This is a genomic window from Fodinicurvata sp. EGI_FJ10296 (genome assembly GCF_040712075.1).
Lineage (GTDB): Bacteria > Pseudomonadota > Alphaproteobacteria > DSM-16000 > Inquilinaceae > JBFCVL01.
On the sequence record NZ_JBFCVL010000009.1, the window covers coordinates 129723 to 151447 of the forward strand.

The 21725-nt window shown below is 64.0% G+C and carries 17 protein-coding genes; 7 read left to right on the forward strand and 10 right to left on the reverse strand.

Annotated features, from left to right (window positions below):
• Positions 1-20 precede the first annotated feature (20 nt).
• The 6 genes from ABZ728_RS19195 to ABZ728_RS19220 form a co-directional block, all read right to left on the reverse strand.
• Positions 21-1676 (reverse strand): NAD(P)/FAD-dependent oxidoreductase, encoded by a 1656-nt coding sequence (locus ABZ728_RS19195; RefSeq protein WP_366657909.1) that lies wholly within the window; start codon positions 1674-1676, stop codon positions 21-23.
• Between the two features lie 58 nt (positions 1677-1734).
• Entirely contained in the window at positions 1735-2514 is a 780-nt protein-coding gene (locus ABZ728_RS19200) for a carbon-nitrogen hydrolase family protein (RefSeq protein WP_366657910.1), read from the reverse strand.
• A gap of 47 nt (positions 2515-2561) precedes the next feature.
• Positions 2562-3446: a BadF/BadG/BcrA/BcrD ATPase family protein gene (locus ABZ728_RS19205; protein ID WP_366657911.1), complete on the reverse strand. Its 885-nt coding sequence runs from the start codon at positions 3444-3446 to the stop codon at positions 2562-2564.
• 116 nt (positions 3447-3562) lie between these two features.
• Positions 3563-7828 (reverse strand): hypothetical protein, encoded by a 4266-nt coding sequence (locus tag ABZ728_RS19210; protein ID WP_366657912.1) that lies wholly within the window; start codon positions 7826-7828, stop codon positions 3563-3565.
• A gap of 23 nt (positions 7829-7851) precedes the next feature.
• Positions 7852-8718, reverse strand: a complete 867-nt coding sequence (locus ABZ728_RS19215; RefSeq protein ID WP_366657913.1) for a M15 family metallopeptidase — start codon at positions 8716-8718, stop codon at positions 7852-7854.
• A 266-nt stretch (positions 8719-8984) separates the two neighbouring features.
• Entirely contained in the window at positions 8985-10160 is a 1176-nt protein-coding gene (locus ABZ728_RS19220) for a DUF1343 domain-containing protein (RefSeq protein ID WP_366657914.1), read from the reverse strand.
• A 167-nt stretch (positions 10161-10327) separates the two neighbouring features.
• On the opposite strand from ABZ728_RS19220, the gene ABZ728_RS19225 reads away from it, so the two are divergent.
• A complete protein-coding gene (locus tag ABZ728_RS19225; protein ID WP_366657916.1) occupies positions 10328-11233 on the forward strand; it encodes an N-acetylmuramic acid 6-phosphate etherase in 906 nt (301 codons plus the stop codon).
• On the opposite strand, the gene ABZ728_RS19230 is transcribed toward ABZ728_RS19225, so the two are convergent.
• From ABZ728_RS19230 to ABZ728_RS19240, 3 genes are all read right to left on the reverse strand, one after another.
• Positions 11189-12250: a serine hydrolase domain-containing protein gene (locus ABZ728_RS19230; RefSeq protein ID WP_366657917.1), complete on the reverse strand. Its 1062-nt coding sequence runs from the start codon at positions 12248-12250 to the stop codon at positions 11189-11191. The two genes, ABZ728_RS19225 and ABZ728_RS19230, sit on opposite strands and share 45 nt — an antisense overlap.
• 42 nt (positions 12251-12292) lie before the next feature.
• The gene (locus ABZ728_RS19235) at positions 12293-13555 is read right to left on the reverse strand and encodes an anhydro-N-acetylmuramic acid kinase (protein WP_366657919.1); all 1263 of its coding nucleotides are present in this window, start codon (positions 13553-13555) and stop codon (positions 12293-12295) included.
• 245 nt (positions 13556-13800) lie between these two features.
• On the reverse strand, positions 13801-14832 hold the full coding sequence (locus tag ABZ728_RS19240) for a hypothetical protein (RefSeq protein ID WP_366657920.1): 1032 nt from the start codon (positions 14830-14832) through the stop codon (positions 13801-13803).
• A 12-nt stretch (positions 14833-14844) separates the two neighbouring features.
• Between ABZ728_RS19240 and choX the strand changes: the two genes are divergently transcribed.
• Positions 14845-15810: a choline ABC transporter substrate-binding protein gene (gene choX / locus ABZ728_RS19245; RefSeq protein WP_366657921.1), complete on the forward strand. Its 966-nt coding sequence runs from the start codon at positions 14845-14847 to the stop codon at positions 15808-15810.
• Between the two features lie 74 nt (positions 15811-15884).
• Here the strand turns inward: choX and ABZ728_RS19250 are convergent, their stop codons facing one another.
• Positions 15885-16610 carry a hypothetical protein gene (locus tag ABZ728_RS19250; RefSeq protein WP_366657922.1) on the reverse strand — a complete coding sequence of 242 codons (726 nt, stop codon included), beginning with the start codon at positions 16608-16610 and terminating at the stop codon, positions 15885-15887.
• Positions 16611-17064: 454 nt separating this feature from the next.
• On the opposite strand from ABZ728_RS19250, the gene betB reads away from it, so the two are divergent.
• The 5 genes from betB (at position 17065) to ABZ728_RS19275 (ending at position 21666) form a co-directional block, all read left to right on the forward strand.
• On the forward strand, positions 17065-18531 hold the full coding sequence (gene betB, locus ABZ728_RS19255; protein WP_366657923.1) for a betaine-aldehyde dehydrogenase: 1467 nt from the start codon (positions 17065-17067) through the stop codon (positions 18529-18531).
• Between the two features lie 57 nt (positions 18532-18588).
• Entirely contained in the window at positions 18589-20103 is a 1515-nt protein-coding gene (locus tag ABZ728_RS19260; protein WP_366657924.1) for an aldehyde dehydrogenase family protein, read from the forward strand.
• A 215-nt stretch (positions 20104-20318) separates the two neighbouring features.
• Positions 20319-20915: a hypothetical protein gene (locus ABZ728_RS19265; RefSeq protein ID WP_366657925.1), complete on the forward strand. Its 597-nt coding sequence runs from the start codon at positions 20319-20321 to the stop codon at positions 20913-20915.
• A gap of 4 nt (positions 20916-20919) precedes the next feature.
• Entirely contained in the window at positions 20920-21057 is a 138-nt protein-coding gene (locus ABZ728_RS19270; protein WP_366657926.1) for a hypothetical protein, read from the forward strand.
• Between the two features lie 144 nt (positions 21058-21201).
• On the forward strand, positions 21202-21666 hold the full coding sequence (locus tag ABZ728_RS19275; RefSeq protein ID WP_366657927.1) for a cache domain-containing protein: 465 nt from the start codon (positions 21202-21204) through the stop codon (positions 21664-21666).
• Positions 21667-21725 lie beyond the last annotated feature (59 nt).

Below are 21725 nucleotides of genomic sequence, written 5' to 3' on the forward strand. Positions count from 1 at the left end.
CTCAGGGGTGGGGGGCTATTCTATTCGCCCAGCGTGATCGGCCCGTGCCAGGGATAGGCGTCGCCCGGGCCCGGATTGGCCGCCGGGCTGTGGCCGCCCAGATGGGCGGTCACGCCCCACACCGCATTCAGGGCCGTTTGCACCGCGCCCTCGACCCAGGCCGGTGTCCAGCTGATGCCGTCGCCGGCCAGGAACAGGCCGCGCTGTTCCGGCGGCATGCCGTCCTGGTGGAAATGGCCGAACATTCGGTGGTTGTAACGATAGTGGCCGGGCAGCGCGCCCTTGAACGCGCCGAGGAAATTCTCGTCGGCCTCCCAGCTTACCGAGATCGGGTCGCCGATAATATGCACGCGTATGTCGAGGCCGGGGTAGATTTTTTCCAGCGCCGAAAGCGTCAATTCGACCCGTCGTTCAACCGGTTGCGGCATCATCTTCAGGGCGTCCGACATCCACGAATAGCTGAGGCAGATGACACCGGGCTTGCCGGGACCGTTGTCGAACAGATAGGTGCCGCGCGACAGCCGGTCGGTCAGCGTCATCGACATCAGATCGCGGCCGGTTTCGGGATCCTTGTCCTTCCAGAACGGCCGGTCGACCATGACGAAGGTCTTGGATGACTGCATATAGCGGGTGCGGTCCATCGCCATCCAGGTTTTCTGGCTGATCAGGCGCTCCTCGGTCTCGATCGCCGTGGTCAGCAGCCAGCTCTGACAGGTGGCGATAACAGCGTCGAAGGATTCCGTGCGTCCCCAGCGGTCGGTCACGGTCAGGCGATCGTCGTCGGCGCGAAAGATGCGCCGGACGCCGGGACGCGGCGCGCCGCCGTTCAGCCCCGCCAGGGTCGTTCCCGTCGGCCAGTAGACGGCATCGTCCGGGGCCCGGCGCCACAATCCCTGGGGCACCTGCTCGACGCCGCCAACGATCAGGTGCTGGTCCTCGTCGCATTCGGTGGCGTTGACGCGCAGGATCTCCAGCATGCTGTTGGGAAAATCGGAATCCCAGCCGCCGGTGCCGAACCCGACCTGGCCGAAAACCTCGCGGTGGCGGAAGCTCAGCGCCTGAAAGGCATCCGACGATGCCACGAAATCATAGAAGGTCCGCTCGTCCCAGTCGCGCACGATCGGATTCCAGATCTCCTTGACCCGGTCGGCGTCGCGGTCGCGGATGGCTGCCTTCAGATCCGAGAATCGCGCGCCCTCCTCAAGCGCCGCGTCATAGGCGTGGGCGACCTCGCGGAACAGCGGCGGCAGGTCTTCCAGCGTTTCGGCATAGTGCGTCTCGCCCTCCAGATCGATCACCGTCGACCCCGCCGCCGGCGTGAGCGGATTGGGGAACGGCGCGGATTCCAGCCCGAGCATATCAACATAGTGATAGAAGGCCCGTGACGACCGCGGAAAGCGCATGCCGCCCAGTTCGGCCACGATTCCGTCGGTGCCCTCGAACGGCTGCGAGCGAAGGCGGCCGCCGAGTTCGCCGGATTCGAACAGGATCGGGCGCAGCCCCAGACGCATCAACTCGTAGCCGGCGACGATGCCCGCGATGCCGGCGCCGATCACCGCGACACGGCTGCCGTGCCTTTCCGCCGGAATTTGGCCCAGCCCCGCCGGATTGGTCAGCCAGTCGTCATAGGCGAAAGTGAAGTCGGGGCCGAAGACGGAGAACGGCTTTTCGGTCATTCAGGTGGTCTCCGGGAAGCATGAAGGGGTGGCGAATAAGGTTGGGCGGGATGCGGCGTCAGCGATAAAGGTCCGGACGCCGGTCGGCAAGATGCGTGGACATCGACCGCACTTCGGCCAGTGTCGATTTCGAGAGATCGGCGACGATCAGCGCCGGATCGTTGGCGGCCCGTGCCAGATCGTTGCCATCGGGGCCGCAGATGCACGACAGGCCGCAATAGTCGAAGCGGCCTTCGGGGCCGCAATAATTGGCGTAGGCAACATAGACGGCATTCTCCTCGGCCCGGACGGGGACGACCCGGTTGGCGATGCTGACAAAGGGCAGCATGTTCGCCGTCGGCACCAGGATCGCCTCGACTCCCTGAAGCGCGAAATGGCGCGCCACTTCGGGAAACTCGATATCGTAACAGATCGCCAGCGACACCCGCCAGCCGTTCAGGTCGACCGGTTGGGCCAGCGCATCTCCGGGTGTGAATTGTGACCGGTCGACATCGCCGAACAGATGGGTTTTCCGGCAGACGCTCAGACAGTGCCCGCCGGCATCGATCAGGGCGGCGGCGTTGTACGGCTTGCCCCGGCCGGCACATTCGGGGAAGCCGGCGACGATGGCGATGGCGTGCCGCCGGGCGATCGACGCGACGGCCGTCATTATCGGGCCGTTTACGGCTTCGGCGCGTTCCGCCACCTTGGCCGGGCCGATGTCATAGCCGGTCATGCCCATTTCCGGCGTCACCAACAGCGCAGCGCCAGCCGATTTCGCCTGGGCGGCAAGGGCGTCGAGCCGGGCGAGCGGGTCGGCGTCACCGGGCGGCGTCTGCTGGGCGAGGGCAATGCGCATGTCGGTCTCTGGTGGTTGCAGTCGGGGCGCGCGATCAGGGGGCGCAATCAGGAGCGGCCGACTATGCGGTGGGCGAGAATGAGGGCGCCGTCGACGCCATCGCCGAGGGCCGGGGCCAGTGTGCCTTGAATGGCCGCTGGAAGAAACGGAGTCAATGGATCCGCAAGGCCGCCGACGATCGACAGCCGTTCGGCACCCGCCGATACCAGCCGGCTGGCCATGAGACCCAGCATGCGGCCGCTGTCCCGCAACAGGGCTTTCGCGGATGGATCGCCCGCGGCGGCGGCATCGACGACCATTGGTGCCATGGTCGCATAATCGCCGGGGCCTGCCCGGCTGCGGAAAGCCACCACGGCCTCTGGATCGCCGCGAAATCGGCCCATGACCGCCCGCGCCAGCGTACCCTCCGGCCGCAGCCCGTCATGGGCCAGAAGTCCTTCGCGCACGGCTTCCAGCCCCAGCCATGCCCCGGACCCGTGATCGGAAATCGGAAAGCCCCAGCCGCCGATCCGCGTCGTGCGTCCGCCAACCATGGCCACGGCGATGCTGCCGGTGCCGGCAATTACAATACCGCCATCGCCGCCGTTATGGGCGCCCAGGCAGGCGGCTTCGGCATCGCTGGCGAGCGCGCGCGACCGGAACGGATGGGCCAGCGTTTCGGCGCGGCGCCGTTCCCGGCTTTGGCCCAGACCGGCCAGCGCGATACCGGCGACGGTACGGTCCAGCGTTTCCCGCGACAGGCCAGCCTGCTGCAGCGCGTCGTCGCACAGACCCATCACGGCGCCCCAGGCGGCGACGGCGTCCGTTGCCATATTGGCCGGCCTCCCGGTCGCGGTGCCGAGCAGCCGGCCCGATCCGTCGACGAGGCGCGCGCGCGAGCCGCTGCCGCCGCCGTCGATGCCGATATAGATCCGGCGATCACTGTTGGTCATGCCGTTGCGCCATTCTCGTCGCCGACCCGCCCGGGCGACGGGCCGGGTTAAGGATAGGCTCGACCCCGAACAGCGTAAATACCGGTTTGGCGGACGCTGAGGTTTCGTTGTCGGAATCACAGATCGATATCGGCTTCCTCGGCTTCCCCGGGTTCGTCAGGTGCGGCCGTGCGCTGGATCTCGGCAAGCTTGCGGTCGAATAGCCAGACGACGAGCGCGGGCCCCTCCTGGTCGCGGTCGACGATTGTCGCAGTCACTACGGGGCCACACCGATCGGGATCCTGCATCTGGTATGATGGAAGTCCGTTTCGGTCTTTCGGCCAGCCGAGTTCGTACCAGAATCCGGGCCGAAGCGCCCTGCTGTCGCGCTCAAGCCGCTCGATATCCGAGGGGCTCAGCCGGGGCGCGTCCCTGCTGCTGTCGCTGCTGACCGTCGACATGCCGCCACAGAAGTCACCCTGATCCTCGCCCGGGGGCAGCAGGCCCCACAACATGTAGCGATCTTCTTCATCCAGCGAGGGCGGGCCGTATTTGGATTCCAGCGATCTGCGCAGACCTGCCGGCGTCGCCTGTTCCGGCGTCAGGTCCAGCCGCCGCATGATCCCGATGATCGGCTGCGCGTCGATCCCTGCGGCATAAACTCCCACGATGGCCTCGTTGGTGTCGGGCTGCAAAAGGCCGACGGCGGTGCCGAACAGCCCCTCAGCCGGTCTTTCGGGTTCGAACAGAACCGCACCGGGCAGTCTTTCGCGGACTGTGGCGAGAAAGTCTTCAAGCGGCATGCCCAATGTCAGGCCCACCACATCGAGCGCCTGCGGCGGGGTTGCTACGGGAACCGCCCAGTCTTCCGGCTCCAGCCGGTCGAAGTACCTGACTTCGTCGGAATTCTCCCGCTGGTGGCCCGTCGCCGCGATCGGGGTTGTTGACAGCGTCACCACGCCAACGAGGCCGGCGCCGTCTCTTTCCGCCGGGGTGATGGGGGAAAAGGCCGCCGATTCGATCTCGGCGATATAGGTCGCGCTCGTGAACCGCACGCTGGGTTGCAGCGTCGGCTGCGCCCTGATTCTCACAAGTGCGTCCGCATAGCCCGCATTGCTCAACTCGGTGATAATTCTTCGCGGTTCAGCCTGACGGGGTACGTAGCCGCACGTAGCAGGCGTCCCGATGCTTGGCCGTCCTTGGGATATCCACACACGGTCTGGTCCGGCGCGCGGTGGCCAGTTGCCGCCGAAGCGGAGTGCCTCGTCGGGTATGGCCGCGTCTGCCATGAGGCTTGTGACATTGTCATAGGCGGCGACGCGGCGGCTACCGATCGCGTTCGAGATGATTTGCGACAATCCGTGGCATCCGGTTTCGGGATGCATGAACTGCCCGAAACCGAGCGGGATCGCGACTTGCGATGGCAGATTGGCCGCGCGGGCGCGTGTCCAGTCCCGGAAAACCGGCAGAAGGCGCGCTAATTCCGGCTCGGTCAGGGGCAGAGACGGATTATCGAAAAACCGCCCCCACTCCACCGAAACCGGAAGCTCCGCATTCTCCGGCTCGCCTGCAAGACTGCGCTCCTTGAGCAGACGCTCCACAAGCATCCGCGTGTAGGCGGTATCGTCATGGGCCTCGGGCGCGAGACTGACCGCGAGCAGGTCGAGGCCTTCGTGGTCGAGCATCAGGACATCCGGCGGCAGGATATCCGGTGTGGTACCGTTTGCCGGGCCCAGTTCCGGCGGTGCCGCGATCATGAACCGGTCATCGTCGGTCAGCGGCCAACCGGAGCCTGTTGTCGTGCCGAGCATGAGTTCGATCGGGGCGGATATCACCAGAACCGGCTCGTGATCATCCTCTGCGGCCGCCACGGGGCGGACGCGCGCATGGCTTGCCAACTCCATCCCGTCCCGCGAAGCCGCGCTTTCAAGGTCGAGATAGGCCTCGAACGTGTCTCGCTCAGCCGGATCGATTCTGACGACCTCGTATCCGAAGGATTGTTCGCCAACCAGCAGGGGAGCACGGATCCCGGAAATGTCCTGGTTGTGCGCCACCGGGTCGAACGACACGGATTTGACCGGATAGCCCCCTGCGGCCTCGTCATATGCCTCCAATTGCCACCATGCCCCGACCCAGTAGTCGTCCCGCGCAGACGCGATCACCTCGTCCGTGAGCGACGCGTTAAGCCGGGCGCGCTGACCTTCCGGCGCGCGGGCAACCTCGCGCAGATCGCCGACGACTTCGGACACGAGGTCGCGGCCGCCGGGGAGCCGGCCCATGGCGCCAAGCAGCGACTTGCCTGTCGTGGCGTAAAGCTCTTCCGGCAAGAGATTCGGACCCGCTTCGTCTTCCGCGGCGGGTTCGACCACAACGGCAATCGGGACCGTCATTTCCGGATCGGCGAAAACCGTAACGCCGTCAATCCTTGAGATGAGGCGGACGAACCCGAGTTCTTCAGGGAGGATTGGCCCGCTTCCCCTTGCGCGGACCGCAGCGTCCGTCAGGGTATAGTCGATCGCGACGAACAGTGTTCGCGCCATCTCGGTGCGGCGCTCCAGTTGGGACAGGAGTTCGATTGCCTCGGTCTCGGACATAGGAAGAAACGCGGGGACCAGACCTTCGACCTCGCGACCGGTCAGTGGGTCCCGGGGCATCCAGCTTCCATTCTGTCCGCGAAGCGGGAAACCCTGGAGCGTGAAATCGTAGTCGAGAAGGGTTGCCCGGGCCACATCGCGCACGGGTAGTGGCAGCACCGGCATCCGTGCGGAAACGACCGCGCGCAATCCCGGCTGTGCGTCGGCGAGGACGGATCGGCGTTCGAGTTCATTCATGTTGTCCGGCTCGGTCAGAAATTCGACCGGGAACAGCTCATAGGTCTCGCGTTCGGTGAGAACATGCCGTCGCATGATCTGTGCCGCCTCGGGGCTGAACGGGCGCTCTTGTCCGGCGGCGAGAATAGCCCCGAAGCCAAGTGCGGTCTCGATCGTTCGCGTCAGGGAGCCCGTGCCGAGCAGCCCTGTCGACGCGCCGACCGCCCGCCCCTGAAAGGAATTGACGTCCCATTCGGGCACATAGCGGCCCGCACTGATTCCGCCGCCGAAAACCGAAACCATGCCCTCGGGGCCCGTCGGCCCCGGCCCGCCGGACGGGATGGCGCTGTCCTCAGCGCCGGACCAGCTGGCCAGTATTCGATCCGGCTCGGGCACGAATTGCCCGTCGACACGGCGTTCGGTCCGCCTTGCGAGTGTGGCGGATTCGATCTGCCCATCTGCCGAAATCCCGCGAAGAGCGCCGCCCCGCACATCGGCGATGGGGTTCGACATCGTCAGCAGGACACGGACGACCAGCCTGTCCCTGACGGCGTTTCCGCGCTCCAGGTCCGGCCTTGAAAACTGGTCAGGCAACGGAAGGAAGAACGGACGGCTGCTCATCCATCGGAAATTGGCGCCCATGCGGTTCCAGTTCAGATTGATCGCAGTCAGCGCATGCACGCCGTCAATTTTTGTGCCCACGGTCGATAGCACCAGTCCGCGACCCTCAGACGAATACAGCGAAGCGGGAAACTCCAGCGCGATCCGCGACGGTGCCGGCAGGTCTCGGTAATGGTCCGATATCGCCCTCAAAAATGCTTCATATTCGGGGCCGCTACCGGGCCTTTCCGGCGCCTGCGGCGCGTCAGGCGCAAAGTCGATCTGCCACGAGTTCCAATGGTAGCGCTGACTTGAAGCAAGTTCCGGAAACTGGCCGAGCGCCCACCCGAAAAGCGCCGCCTGCACGGCCTCATTCCCTTCCACCACCGCCGTAGCATTCTCATTTCCGACCGTCACGTCCGTGCCCGTGTTATTTCCAACCGTCACGTCCGTGCCCGTGTTATTTCCAACCGTCACGTCCGTGCCCGTGTTATTTCCAACCGTCACGTCCGTGACGGGGGCCTGAACCGCGCCGCCCGGCAATTGCGGCTGCGCTTCCGTCAAAAGTTGCGGTGGCTGGTCCCGTGGTGACTGCTGATCTGAGGCTATGGAGATGCGCAGCGATGTCGCGCGCCCAGAGGTCCCGAAAACCTCCACGAGGATGGGTATTTCCCGCTCACCAAGAATGGCCCGCACCGCCGCAGGATCGGCAGAACCGTTCGCAAGCAGCCCCGCCAGTTGCGCGCGATCCTGTGGTGTGGCGAAGGTCCGGTCTTGTGTGTCTCCCGATTGCCGGATGCCGAACCGGTGAAAATTTGCCCGGTCCTGTGTCAGGATCTGCGCCGGCTCGCCAAGAGCCACCCCCGAAGAATTGAAACGGTCCTGCTGTCCGATAACAGCTACGTAGCTGTCAAGAAGGTCCTGTGCCGCCACCGGAGAAGAGATGGCAACAGCCAGACAGAGAATGCCGAAAAATCTGTAGGTGATTGCCATGTTCATTTCCTCTTGGGCGACAGTCAATCACGATCTAGGTTAGTAACAATTCGGCTATATAGAATCAGTTCAGGTCGATACTCGAAATGCATTCCGTCGAAATGGTGCCATTTCCCGCCCCAGATAAATCCGTAACGCTCCATCGTCCTGACCAGTGCCTGGGGAATTTCATTGTTGTAAGTGGGAACGGCTCCTTGCCTCGCGCCCGTCCATTGCCAGTACTTGCCGATGTCGGCATTGACGTCTATGGCGATTCCGAAGCTGTGGGTGCTTAGCCTTGATGTCCCGCTTATCACGCGCCAGTTGAACCCGCCTCCGGCGCCCCGGAACACGGCGCGGTAATCTTCGCCCGATGCCGCCAATTCCGCGAGCGCCGCCCTGAATTGGCAGGAGACGTTTCTTTTTCGGGTAACCTGGAAGGGCCGATCGGATAAAGCGGGTTCGAGCACGTCGTCCAGACTTGCGCGCGCAGCGTTCTCGTCGGCGAAATAGAGAGCATTGAAGAACGGTCCGTTGCGCAGACGACCCGGATCGAAAAATGGTTCTTCGCGAAGCGACAGATCGAAGTCCAGGGGGTAGCGATATTTGAATTGCTCGCGGATTGTCGGATCGCGCAGCGCCGCATCGGCAGGGATATCGCGAATTTCGCCTAAATCGAACCAATTCTGCCCGTCGAATGAGACTGCCGTGCCGCCGGGCGATACAACGATGTCTGTATAGGCAAGCCGCAGTGCGTCAAGCTCCGCCACTTCGCTTTCCCGCGGCGTTTCGATGGCGAGATAATCCGTTACCTGGCACGCTTCAGCTTGCAGGCTGGCGAAGCAGACAAGTGTTATTGTTTGCAGAAATAAGTTGGTATTTGTCAGAGACGGCATGAAGAGATTGTCCATTCTAATTTTCGCGGGCCATCAATTGAAAATTAAGGACAGAAAACTAACAATATTTTCATAAATATGCGAATTTTAGTGCGGAAATAGAGATTCTTACTATATATCTAAAGTTATTATGCTGGCCCGAATGATCGATAATCAATTGATAATATGGGCAAAAAATATACCCCATTTGGATATGGGTGATGGGACGGTTGCCGCATTTTTTGATTGCCGGGATGCGATCGCCGATGTCGGCGGCGTCCCGATTATGTCAGGAACTGCCGTCAGGGCGGCGCTTCATCGTCGGGATAAAGCAGTATCGCGGTCCGGTGTCGGCGGAAATCGGTGGCCTGAATGCGCCAGGTTTCCAGGACCTCGTCGGGATCGGCGCCGTGCAGGAGAATCCGGCGCGCGTCGTCGCCACCGCTGAGCCGCTCAAGGAACGCCGAGGCCGTGACGTCGTCCGGCGCCAGCCGGGCGATCGCCGCGAAAAGCCTGACGACGAGCGCAATCGGATCGGCCCGCCGCCGATCGGCGATGTGCAGCGCGATGCCGCCGCACAGGACACCCTGATGTTTGAAGAACGCCGGACGAAACGTGATCGGCCAATGATCGATGCCAACGAGAGGCGTTTGCGCAAGTTTGTCGTTCAGCGCCTCGCCGGACAGAAATGGCGCTCCGACGGTCAGAAACGGGCGCGTGGTGCCGCGCCCCTCGCTGATATTCGTGCCTTCGAAAAGGACGGTCCCGGCATACCCGAACGCCGTTTCACTGGTCGGCAGGCCGGGCGAGGGCGGCATCCAGATGGCGTCGGCGGGGCACGGATTGCCCTGCCAGTCGCAGCGTATTACGGTCGGTGGCGCATAGTCGCGCTCGCGGGCATCGCGCATGGCCATTTCGCCCATGGTCAGGCCGTGGCGTAGCGGGACGTTCATCGGCGCGACAAAGGCGGTTCGTTCATCGGCGAGGCCCGGCCCGGCGGCTGTTCGGCCAAGTGGGTTGGGGCGGTCGAGGACGATCGCCGGTACGCCTGCTTCCGCGGCGGCGGCCGCGACACCAAGCATGGTTGCAGAAAAGGTATAGGCCCGGCATCCGGCATCGGGCAGATCGATCACGACCGCATCCAGATCGGCCAGATGCCGCTGCTCCGGGCGGCGGCGGGGGCCATAGAGGGATATGACAGGCACGCCGTCATCACCGGCGCTGTCGCCGCCCGATTCGCCGGGATCGAGCGTTCCTTCCAGCCCGTGTTCCGGCGAGAACAATCGCGCCACGGTCGCCCCGGCCTCTGCCAGCACCGTGTCGGTGCGGCGCCCGAGCGCCGGCCGCTTTCCGGGTCCTGTGCCGGAGCCTTCGAGGCTGCGCGAAGCTGCGGTCGTCACGACCCCGATCCGGCGACCGGTGACGAGATCGCCCCAGGCGTCGGGCCGGTCCAGCGCGGCATGGGCCCAGTCCGCCATAATGCCTCTCCCAATCCAGATCCCTGCAACCGTCTGCTGTGCAGCAAAAACGATAGACCGCATTGCGGGGATACGTAAACACGTTGCGCGCGGTGGCGAACTGCGCTTCCCTCTGGGCTTGCAACCGGGTTCTACCCCGAATCTCTTCCGCGACAGGACGTTACACCATGGCCGATATCAGAACCGAAAGGCAAAGTCGGCGCGCTGCCGGCCTCGATACCTGGCCGGCGGAGGATGTGGTCGAGGCATTACTCGACGGTCAGCTGGCCGCCGCGGCCGCGGCTCATGGCACCGCCGCGGCCATGACGGCTGCGGTCGAGACCGTCGCGGCGCGCCTGGCCGAAGGGGGGCGTCTTGCCTATGTCGGCGCGGGCACCTCCGGCCGATTGGCGGTGCTGGACGGGGTCGAGTTGGTGCCCACATTCGGCTGGCCGCGCGACCGGCTGGTTTATCTGCTGGCGGGCGGCGACCGGGCGATGTTCAACGCCGTCGAGGGGGCCGAGGACGACGCGGAAGACGGCCGTGTCCGGGTCGGTGCGGCCGGTCTCGGCCCGGCGGATGTGCTGGTCGGGGTTGCGGCGTCGGGGCATACGCCGTTCACCGTCGCCGCCGTCGCGGCAGGGCGCGAAGCCGGCGTGCTGACCGTGGGGATCTGCAGCGATGCCGCCAGTCCGCTCGCGGCCGCGGCCGACCATCCGATCGTTGTCGACAGCGGGGCGGAACTGATCGCCGGCTCGACGCGGATGCGCGCCGGTACCGCGCAGAAGGCGCTGCTGAACACACTCAGCACGGGGGTCATGATCCGGCTCGGCCATGTTCATGACGGCTATATGATTGCGGTACAGCCGACCAACCGAAAGCTGCGGGTGCGGGCCGCCGGCATCATTGCGGAAATCGCCGGTTGCGATCACGCCGCCGCTGAGGCGGCGCTGGCGGCGGCCGGCGGATCGGTCGCCGCAGGCGTGCTGATTGCGGCGGGTGCCGAGCCGGACCGCGCGCGGCGTCTGCTTGACGATGCCGGCGGGCATCTACGCCCAGCCCTTGCCCGTCTGAAAGGCCGGGAGCAGTGCTGATTGGCCGATCAGGGCGGCCAGCCGGTTGGCCACTGCCCGGCGCAGCGGCATGATGCCGGTGTCCCTGTGCCGCGTTGGGTGTACGCGATTGGTCAGCAGCGTCCAGGCATAGCCACGGTCGAAATCGATCCATAGCCCCGTGCCGGTGAAGCCGTTATGGCCCAGCGTGCCGGTGCTGCACAGGCTGCCGCCGGTCCAGAGCGGATAGGGTCGTTCCCATCCCAGCGCCCGCCGGTCGGTCTGGGGCGTCCGCATGGCGGCGAGCGCGGCGGGGTTCATACCCGTGCCGTCCATCATGCCGAGGGCGAAGGCCAGAACGCCGTCGACCGTGCCGAACAGCCCGGCATGGCCGGCCGCCCCGCCCAATGCCCAGGCATTCTCGTCGTGAACCTCGCCCTGCAGGGTGCGGCCGCGCCAGTTGCAGACCTCGCTCGCGGCCGTCTCTGCGGCGGGCGGCGAGAATGTCAGCCCCGGTCCAACCGGCAGCGACCGGAACAGCCCGCCGGTCAAGCGTTCAATCATCAGACCCAGCAGGATATAGCCAATATCGCTATAGGCCGGCGCGCCGGGCGACCAGTCGTGCTGCAGTATGGCCTGGCGCAAGGTTGCCCCGGCCGCCCAGGTATAGAGCGGTTCGACCGGCGCCAGGCCGGATTGGTGGGTCAGCAGCGCCCGCACAGTCAGCGCCCGAACCGGCGCGTCCGGACGGGTCTGGTTGAGTGTCGGCAAATGGCGGGCGATGGGGTCGTCCAGGTCGATCCGGCCCTCTGAGACCAGCCGTAACACGGCAGGCACGGTGACCATGACCTTGGTCAGACTGGCGAGATCGAACCATGTCGCGGTGCTGACGGCGGTGGCGCTGGTATCGATGGTATGGCGCCCGAAGCTGACGCTGGCGGACGTGCCGTCGCGCGTGATTATGCCCAGCGTGCCGCCGGGAATGCGGCCCTGATCAACCGCATCGCGAAGGGGGGCCGCCGCGTCGGCGGCGATCTCGGCGCAGGACGGCGTCGTCATCGTGCCCTGCCGATCATGCCCCCGCCCTTCATGACCGGCCCATCACGCGTTCTGCCGGTTCGGTGCGCGGTGGTAGATCGCGCCCGTCATCGGCTTGGGCACGCCGGTCGTGCCCGGGAACGAGAGCGGCAGGCAGCGGGCGGCCCGGACGGCCAGGTACCCGAAGGCCTGGGCTTCCAGTGCATCGCCGTCCCAATCGACGGCCTCGACCGGTTGAACCAGCGCATTCGTCGACACCTGCAGGCCGTCCATCATGACGGGATTATGCCGTCCGCCGCCGGTGACCAGCCAGCGGGACGGCGGGCGCGGCAAATGCGCGATCGCGGCCTGGGCGGCGGCAATCGTGAACGCTGTCAGCGTGGCGGCGCCGTCCTGGACGGACAGAGCGTCGAGCCCCACGAACGTAAAGGCGTTGCGATCCAGGCTTTTCGGTGGCTTCTTCGCAAAGTAGGGTTCAGCCAGCCAGGTCTCGATCATGTCGTGGTGAACCCGGCCACTGGCGGCCGTGCGGCCGTCGCGGTCGCACGGCGTGCCGGTGTGGCGCAGCATCCAGTCATCCAGCATGGCATTGCCCGGTCCGGTATCGAACGCCAGCAGGCTGTCGCCGTCGATATAGGTGACGTTCGCGACCCCGCCGATGTTCAGGATGGCGACCGGGTGCGGCAGACCGGTCGCGAGCGCCCGGTGATAGGCCGGCGCGAGCGGCGCCCCCTGGCCGCCGGCGGCGACATCGGCGGCGCGGAAATCGCTGACGACGTCGATACCCGTCCAGGCAGCCAGGCGATAGCCGTCACCGATCTGATAGGTCATTCCGGCGGCGGGATCGTGAAATATGGTATGACCGTGAAAGCCGATCAGGTCGATCCTGTCGCGGTCGAATCCGGTGTGATCCAGAAACGCTGAAATCGCCGCGCCATGGGCGTCGGTCACATCCTGAGCCAGTTCGGCCAGGGAGTCGGCAGGCATGCGCCCACGCTTTGCGACCGCTTCGGCGAGCCGTTTGCGAAGGGACGGGTCATAGGCGACGGTCGTGAAGGGACCTGTCTCGACGGCGGATCGTCCGTCGGTGGACAACTGGGCGACGTCGATACCATCCATCGAAGTGCCGCTCATCAGCCCGATTACAGTCAGCTGCGCGGTTTGCGTGCCCGACGTTCGGTCACCGGATTCGATCGTGGCGGCGCCCGACGCCGGCCGCCCGGCCACTGTCGGCCCGAGCAGAATGGGGTCGGTTACCGATCGATGATGCGAACGGTCAGCGGCCGAGGAGCCCGGCTGCGAAGCGCTTGTCGGCGGAGCCCTCATCGCGGTTGCCCCCGGCTTTCACCCTATCGGTCCCCGGACTGGAATTCCGCGTGCACATACATGACGATCAGGACAAAGGCGACGATAATGACGTCAATAGGCATGGCGCACCAATTTTCAAAGTCTATGAAACGGCCCGCAGGAACGGGCCGGCAAGTGTTGGGAACATGGCATCGCCAGTGTAATTCGTCCAGTTCGATGTTTGCACAGGGCCGAGCGCGGGCGGCCTGTCGAGGCCGCGAGGGTCAGCGCAGTTTCTCAAGGCTCTGCGTATCGGAACCATAGCTCCAGCTGCTTTGTGTGCAGAGGCTGCGCACATATTTCCGTGCCGCATTCGTGTTGAGACCCTTGCGCTCCGCGGTTGCCATCAAGCTCATGAAAGTCTGTTTTTCCGGCCAATAGCCCAGACTGATGGTCAGATTGTCACTCGTGCCGGAAATCGCGCAGGCGCCATGCGTCAGGCCTTCGCCGAGGGCAAAGGCGAATTCAGAGCGTGTTCCCAATGCGCCTTCCCACATGCCCGCCCGCCATGCGGAGTTGAGCTGGTTGTAGATGCCGCTGGAGACGGTCGATCTTGCTTCGCTGGAAAAAGTGCTTACGGCCATACCGCCGGCCTTCTTGGCATTGCCGACATTCGTCTTTACCTGGTTGATCTGCTGAACGGTTGATCCGAACTGTCCGGCACTTGCCATGCTGCCGAATGCGCCGCCGAGATGCGCCATGACGACCCCCTTGGCTTCCTTGATGATGATATCCCGGGTCGTCGTTGGTTTATTGATTATGACCCAGAAGCAAACGAAGCTGTCGTCCCAGCCGTCGGACGCCGGCACGAACCCGCCATTGTCATTGGAGAGAATGACCTTTTTCTTGTTGATCGCGCTGACGGACAGACCGTGAATCCGGCGCCACAGTTTGCCGTGACCCTGGGACTTCAGGCGCTGTTTCATTTCGTTGGCGATGATGAAGCGGATGATGCCGGCGGCAAGTTCTGGCGTCACAGTGGTTTCCCTGGTTGCGCGCGCGCGCGACATCCGATGCAGCGGGCGCGCTTGGCCGATATCCTGATGATAAGGATAAAAAGATGCAACCGCAACAGAAATACAACTTATGCGGAATATCCCGATTCTGTCGCGGAAGGCGGAGGGTGGAAGCAATAGCGGCGGCTGGCAGATTTGCGCCGCGCGGTTGTCTTGGCGGCCGATTGTGCCAAACTGTATGTCCGGAGCGCGGGGCGTTGTTCCAATGCCGCGACCGCAACGACAACGACGAGACAACAAGGGATTTGCATCATGCTGCGCAATACAGCCACGAGAGCCTGTCTACTGGCCGGTGCCGCGACGGTCGTCATGGCCGCTGCTGTTGGTTCCGCAAACGCCGAAGGCGACCCGGAATCCTGCGAAAGCGTCGAGATCGCCAATGTCGGCTGGACCGATATCACGGCGACAACCGGCGTTGCCGAGGTCCTTCTGGCGGGGCTGGGATACCAACCGGAAGTGACGGTTGCCTCGGTGCCGATCACCTTCGAAGGGCTGGCGCGCGGCGATATCGATTTCTTCCTCGGCCTCTGGATGCCGACCATGGACGGTATGATCGAGCAGCATCTGGAGGCCGAGCGCATCGAACAGATGGGCGCCAATCTGGAGGGTGCGAAATACACGCTGGCGGTGACGCAAGGCGCCTATGAGGCCGGTCTGACGAGCTTTGGCGACATTGCCGATCACGCCGACCTCGTCGGGGAGCAGATCTTCGGCATCGAACCTGGCAATGACGGCAATCTGCTGATCGAAGGAATGATCGCGGAAGACGCGTTCGGGCTGTCCGACTTTACCCTCGTCGAATCCAGCGAGCAGGGTATGCTGATCGAGGTCCAGCGCCGGGCCGATCGAGGCGAAGAGTCGGTCTTTCTGGGGTGGGAGCCCCATCCGATGAACCGTACGCTGGACATGGAATACCTTACCGGCGGTGAAGACTGGTTCGGCCCCGACCTCGGCGGCGCCACCATTTACACGCTTGCTCGCACCGGTCTGGCCGATGACTGCCCGAACATTTACCGGTTGCTCGAAAATCTTCAGTTCACGCTCGAAATGGAAAACGAGCTGATGGCCTATATCCTCGATGACGGTATGGAAGGCGACGAGGCAGCGGAGCTGATGCTGACGAACGATGCGTCGCCGCTTGAGGGCTGGCTCGATGGTGTGACGACGATTGACGGCGGCGACGGCGAGGCAGCCGTGCGCGACCATCTGGGCCTCTGACCCTGATTCCGGGATACTGATGCCGGTCGGGACCGCGTTCCCGACCGGCTCCGGATGGTTCCGGGGCAGCCCGATCAGGCAGCCTGAAGTGCCTGATCGAAGGTGCGGGCGCCCCAGTTCGTCTTGCGAAGCGCGTTGATGACGCGGTCCTGCGAGTGCTGACCGAACAGGTTGAAGCCGTCGCGCGGCAGCTTCACGACTTTGCCGACGGCGCGGCTGCTCTTGCTGACCGGATCGAACGCCATGTTGAAATTGATGATCGCGTTTTCGGCCCGGTCCAGGCTGTCGGCGGTCACGTTGACGGTGGGGCCGTGGATCATCCCGCCCCTGAGCATCTTGTGAACGGATGGGGCGTTGAAAACACAGGCCGGCAAGCCGTGACTGACGCCGGCGATGACGGCAAGGGCCCCGCCAAGGCTATGGCCGGTTAGCAGGATCGACTTGCCGCCGCCGATTTCGCGGGCCTGCGCTATGATCGTGTCGACATGCGGCAGGCTGGCCGGCGCGCCTTCGACGGCCCAGAGTGCGACATCGGTCTTGAGATTCTGGCCGCCGACCATGCGCCCCTCCTGCCCCTCGTTGGCGACGGTACCGCGCAGAGCCACGACGAGGGTGGAATCGTTCGGGCGTTCGTATATGGCACCAAGGAATCCGGCTTCGATCGCTTCCCAGGCGAGGACGGTCTGATAACCATTCGGCGCGGTCTGGTGGCCTTGCGTTGCTGGTGTCGAGCCTCTTGTCCGATAGAGGTTGTAGACAACATTTGACGACACCGCGAGGTCCATGATTGTTGCCGGCATTTGATCTTTCTGCTCCCACCTTTGTTACCTATGTTGGACTATGACATCCGTGTGAAGAAGTTCAACATTCGGGGCGGATTTCGCAGAAATTTTCAGTACAGTCCCCACAGCGCATAGTCAGTCTCGGGGCAATGTCTCTGCGAAACGGTAAACGGACAATTGTCGGTCGTGCCGGACCGTCTTGGGCGTCTGCCCTTGGGCGCTTGGCGGTTCAGCTCCATATGGTGAAGCTGTTGATTACGGAGTCGAGGAGCGCTCAAGCCTTGGCAGTGCCGATGGCGCTTGAACGTGAGACGATGGCCCGCTAAGACCGGACCAACATGTCCGGCGTCGATTGGCGCAGCGCGTTGCGATGCCCACCGAAATTCCTCCTTTGGAGTACCCCACTGGAGCACCCCGATCTGAGCATATTGGGGAACGGGAATCGGGCGCAGGACCTTGTATTGGAGGATGTATGACCGAGATCCCAAAACGTGGCCACTTCATCGGCGGCCAGGAGCGCGTTCCGGACGGCGCGCAGACATTCGAAACCCGGAATCCGGCGACCGGCGCGGTGTTGGCCACCGTGACCGAAGCCGACGGCGCGATCGTCGATCAGGCCGTGGCCGATGCCCAACGGGGCTTTCTGGAATGGTCGGCGCTTTCCGGCGCCGAGCGCGGGCGGCGGTTGTGGCAAGCGTCACGGATTGTCAGGGACCGGCGCGACAAGTTGGCCCGGCTCGAAGTTCAGGATACCGGCAAGCCGATCGCCGAAGCCCCCGAGGCCGATATCGACAGCTGCGCGGATTGCATCGAATATTTCGCCGGGGCGGCCAGCAAGATCGAAGGCCGGCATATGGATCTGGGCGGCGACTTCGCCTATACGCGCCGGGAACCGCTAGGCGTTTGCGCGGGCATCGGGGCCTGGAACTATCCGATCCAGATCGCCGGCTGGAAATCGGCGCCGGCTCTCGCGGCCGGCAATGCGATGGTCTACAAGCCGTCGGAAATGACGCCGCTGACCACTCTGGAGCTGGCGAATATCTACATTGAGGCGGGCGTGCCGGCCGGTGTGTTCAACGTCGTACAGGGGACTGGCGCTGTCGGCAGTGCCCTAGCCAGCCATCCTGGAATCGCCAAGGTTTCGTTCACCGGATCGGTCCCAACCGGCCGGCGCGTCATGGCGGATGCCGCAGAAACGCTCAAGGACGTGACGATGGAACTGGGCGGCAAATCGCCGCTGATCGTCTTCGACGATGCCTCGATCGAGGATGCCGTCAACGCGTCGATGCTGGCGAATTTCTATACCCAGGGTGAAATCTGCACCAACGGGACCCGCGTCTTCCTTCAGGAGGGCATCGCCGACGCCTTCCTGGAACGGCTGCTGGAAAAGACCGCGCGCCTCAGGATAGGCGATCCCGGCGACCCGGAAACCGACATCGGGTCGCTTATCAGCCCGACGCATATGGGCAAGGTGCTCGATTTCATCAATGGCGGTGTCGCGGCGGGCGCAAAGCTTCTCTGCGGCGGCAAACAGGTGACGACGCCGCCGCTCGACAAGGGCAGCTTTGTCGAGCCGACCGTGTTCGACGGCTGCACCGACGACATGCATCTGGTCCGCGAGGAAATATTCGGGCCGGTCATGTCGGTGCTGCGCTTTTCCGACGAAGCCGAGGTCGTGCGGCGCGCCAACGGTACCGATTTCGGTCTGGCGGCCGGGGTCTTCACGGCGAACATCCAGCGTGGCCATCGCATGGCTGCCGCACTCAAGACCGGGACCTGCTGGATCAACAGCTACAATCTGACACCGATCGAGATGCCGGTGGGCGGGGTGAAGCAATCCGGGATCGGCCGCGAGAATTCGATGGTCGCGATCGACCACTATACACAGCTCAAAAGCGTCTATGTCGCTATGGGGCCGGTCGAGACACCGTATCGCTAACCCGCATATCGGGCACCGACAAGAAACGCCGAGTGAAGAACAGGGGACAGGCAGAAGATGGGAATCGAGCGTATATTGACGTCATTGGGCGTGGACGTTGCCACGCGCCGCGCCGCGCCGGGTTCGGCGGCACCGGTCACGGTCCGGTCGCCGATCGACGGATCGGAACTGGCGACCCTGGCAGGGCAGACAACCGCCGACTGCGACCGCGCCATCGCCAATGCCGTTACGGCCTTTTCATCCTGGCGCGCGGTTCCCGCTCCCCGGCGTGGCGAACTGGTGCGCCTTCTCGGCCAGGAACTGCGTGACCACAAGGAAGAACTGGGCACGCTCGTCACCTACGAGAACGGAAAGATCTATCAGGAAGGGCTGGGCGAAGTTCAGGAGATGATCGACATCTGCGACTTCGCTGTCGGTCTGTCACGCCAGCTCTACGGTCTGACCATCGCATCCGAACGGCCCGGCCATTCGATGCGCGAGACATGGCATCCCCTCGGCCCGATCGGCATCATCACGGCGTTCAATTTTCCGGTTGCCGTCTGGTCGTGGAACACGGCCATCGCGCTCGTCTGCGGCGATCCGGTCGTCTGGAAGCCGTCGGAGAAGACACCGCTGACAGCGCTGGCCTGCGAGGCGCTGCTGCGCCGCGCCATGATGCGCCTGGGCGGCGATGCGCCCGACGGTTTGCTGAGCGTCCTGATTGGCGGCGCCGATCTGGGCGAACGACTGGCTGACAGCCCGGCACTGCCGCTGATCTCCGCAACCGGTTCGACCCGCATGGGCCGGGCGGTGGCGCCGCGCGTCGCCGGTCGTCTGGGCCGCACGGTGCTGGAACTCGGTGGCAACAACGCCATGATCGTTACGCCCAGCGCGGATATCGACATGGCCGTGCGGGGTATCGTGTTCGGTGCGGTCGGCACCGCCGGCCAGCGCTGTACGTCGCTCAGACGCCTGATCGTTCACGACGATGTTTATGACGTCCTGTTGCCAAAACTGATTGCTGCCTATCGGTCCATCCGGATCGGCGATCCGCGGATGGCCGAGACGCTGGTCGGGCCGCTGATCGACCAGTCGGCCGCCGATGCCATGGACAAGGCGTTGCAGCAGGCGGCGGCCGAGGGCGGGGTCGTGCACGGCGGCGGGCCGGCCGACGACGTTCCGGCCGGTGGCGTCTATCGCCGCCCCGCTCTGGTCGAAATGCCGGAACAGAACGCTCTTGTCCGCGACGAGACCTTTGCCCCGATCCTTTATGTACTGCGTTATCGCGATTGGGAAACTGCGCTTCATCTGCAGAACGACGTGCCCCAGGGGCTGTCGTCCTGCGTGTTCACCACGGATGTGCGGGAAGCCGAATCCTTCCTTTCACCGACCGGCAGCGACACCGGGCTGGCGAATGTGAATATCGGTCCGTCCGGCGCCGAGATCGGCGGCGCATTCGGCGGCGAGAAGGACACCGGCGGCGGCCGCGAAAGTGGCTCGGACGCCTGGAAGGCCTATATGCGCCGCCAGACCGCAACCATCAATTACAGCCGGGAACTGCCCTTGGCCCAGGGTGTGCGGTTCGACTTCTGAGGCGGGCCGACGCACTGTCAACGCTCTACCGGAACGTGTATATCCCGGACGGCGCCTCCGCGCCTCCGGGGCCGGGTTGAAGGATTGACGTTGCCGCCGATCGTGGTTCGGGATCGACCGTTGCCTTGCACTTTAACTGGCAGAGTCGCACAGTCTCCTGCGCCTTCGCCCCTGCGGTGCCGGCACCGCATCTTCGCTATAGCCTCGGAGGGGTCATGACCGGGACGACTGTATTCCTGCCCAAGCATATCATGCGACTCTGCGCGATCGGAACGCTTCTGCAGGAGGGCCAAATGACCTATCGCGCGCTTGCGGAATCCGTGCGCGATTTCTCGGCCCATCTGGTGGGGCCGTCGCTTGATCTGATGGGGTCGTCGATGGAGGTCCTGCGCTACGAGGGGCTGATTGCCACCGTCGGCCAGACGGATCTGCAATCGCCGTCCAATGCGGAGTCCCTGCTGCATGTGACCGCTCATGGCACGGATGAGTTCGTCAACCTGATGACGACGCCGACCGAATTGACGGTCGGTGATCAGACCAAGCTCGTGATTACGCTGAAAGTACGTTTCCTTCATCTGCTGCCGCCGGAAACCCGGAGCCGGCAGGCCGAGGAACTGGCTGACCACTACGAGGGCGCGCTGACGCGCCTCAGAACACTGAACGGTCTGTACGAGCGGGAGCCGGGTCACCTTTCGGATTGGCTGGCGCATGATATCGCGCAGATGGAACGGCGGCTGGACTGGTTCCGGGCGTTGGCCGACAGCGTGGCGGGCGACAGGTCAGCAGCCGCCACGGATCGCGACGGTTCATGACGTCATGATCCTCCAGATCGTCCTGATCGTGGCGCTGATCGCCGTCCTGTTCCCGAAATTCCGGCGCCGGTTGAAGGGCTTTACCGGTCTGGTCTTCGCCGCCGTGCTGCTTTTCATCTTTGTGGCCACGCTCGCGCAATAAGGCGCCCCGTTCCCGTTCCCGTCAGCCGCCGCGCGGGCGATGGACTCAAGAATCCAAATGCGTTAGGTTGTCTCCCATTAATACAACTTAAACGAACGGAAACCATGATAGCGGTTGGCTCAGCCATCCCTGAAAGGAGATTCTATGTTCAGTACCACACGTTTTGCGACCATGTCCCTTGCTGCAGTGCTCGCTTTTGGAATCGGGGCGCCGGCCAGCGCCGGTACCGATTTCGGCAGCCATGAAGACGTCATGGAAATCCTGCCGGATCTCGTCGCCTTTACCCAGGAGAACGGATCCGACGCCGCGATCGCGGCAATGGACGACCCCGATCACCGCTTTGGCGCCACCTCTGTCGGCCTCATGATCTGGGTGGATGGCAGCATGGGGATGCACAACAAGTACCCCGACCTCGCAGGTATCGATTTCAGTCAGTTGCAGGACCTGAGAGGCAACTATGTGATCGAGGAATTTACTGCAGCCGCTGAAGCTGGCGGTGAATACTCGCTAAATTACTGGCCGCATTACGACGATGAAACGGAATATGAGTATCACTGCTATTCAACGTGGGTCGAAGAGCCGGACATCCTGGCGACAGGCTGCCGTTGATTGGTTGGTATGCCGCCGTTTCGGAGGTGACCTCCGGCCGGCACACCACCAGGACCTGG

Bases quoted from the DNA above. Each gene is read 5' to 3' on its own strand.
- ABZ728_RS19195 (WP_366657909.1), bottom strand. From the start codon at position 1,676: ATGACCGAAAAGCCGTTCTCCGTCTTCGGCCCCGACTTCACTTTCGCC.
- ABZ728_RS19200 (WP_366657910.1), bottom strand. From the start codon at position 2,514: ATGCGCATTGCCCTCGCCCAGCAGACGCCGCCCGGTGACGCCGACCCG.
- ABZ728_RS19205 (WP_366657911.1), bottom strand. From the start codon at position 3,446: ATGACCAACAGTGATCGCCGGATCTATATCGGCATCGACGGCGGCGGC.
- ABZ728_RS19210 (WP_366657912.1), bottom strand. From the start codon at position 7,828: ATGGCAATCACCTACAGATTTTTCGGCATTCTCTGTCTGGCTGTTGCC.
- ABZ728_RS19215 (WP_366657913.1), bottom strand. From the start codon at position 8,718: ATGGACAATCTCTTCATGCCGTCTCTGACAAATACCAACTTATTTCTG.
- ABZ728_RS19220 (WP_366657914.1), bottom strand. From the start codon at position 10,160: ATGGCGGACTGGGCCCATGCCGCGCTGGACCGGCCCGACGCCTGGGGC.
- ABZ728_RS19225 (WP_366657916.1), top strand. From the start codon at position 10,328: ATGGCCGATATCAGAACCGAAAGGCAAAGTCGGCGCGCTGCCGGCCTC.
- ABZ728_RS19230 (WP_366657917.1), bottom strand. From the start codon at position 12,250: ATGACGACGCCGTCCTGCGCCGAGATCGCCGCCGACGCGGCGGCCCCC.
- ABZ728_RS19235 (WP_366657919.1), bottom strand. From the start codon at position 13,555: ATGAGGGCTCCGCCGACAAGCGCTTCGCAGCCGGGCTCCTCGGCCGCT.
- choX (WP_366657921.1), top strand. From the start codon at position 14,845: ATGCTGCGCAATACAGCCACGAGAGCCTGTCTACTGGCCGGTGCCGCG.
- ABZ728_RS19250 (WP_366657922.1), bottom strand. From the start codon at position 16,610: ATGCCGGCAACAATCATGGACCTCGCGGTGTCGTCAAATGTTGTCTAC.
- betB (WP_366657923.1), top strand. From the start codon at position 17,065: ATGACCGAGATCCCAAAACGTGGCCACTTCATCGGCGGCCAGGAGCGC.
- ABZ728_RS19260 (WP_366657924.1), top strand. From the start codon at position 18,589: ATGGGAATCGAGCGTATATTGACGTCATTGGGCGTGGACGTTGCCACG.
- ABZ728_RS19265 (WP_366657925.1), top strand. From the start codon at position 20,319: ATGACCGGGACGACTGTATTCCTGCCCAAGCATATCATGCGACTCTGC.
- ABZ728_RS19270 (WP_366657926.1), top strand. From the start codon at position 20,920: ATGATCCTCCAGATCGTCCTGATCGTGGCGCTGATCGCCGTCCTGTTC.
- ABZ728_RS19275 (WP_366657927.1), top strand. From the start codon at position 21,202: ATGTTCAGTACCACACGTTTTGCGACCATGTCCCTTGCTGCAGTGCTC.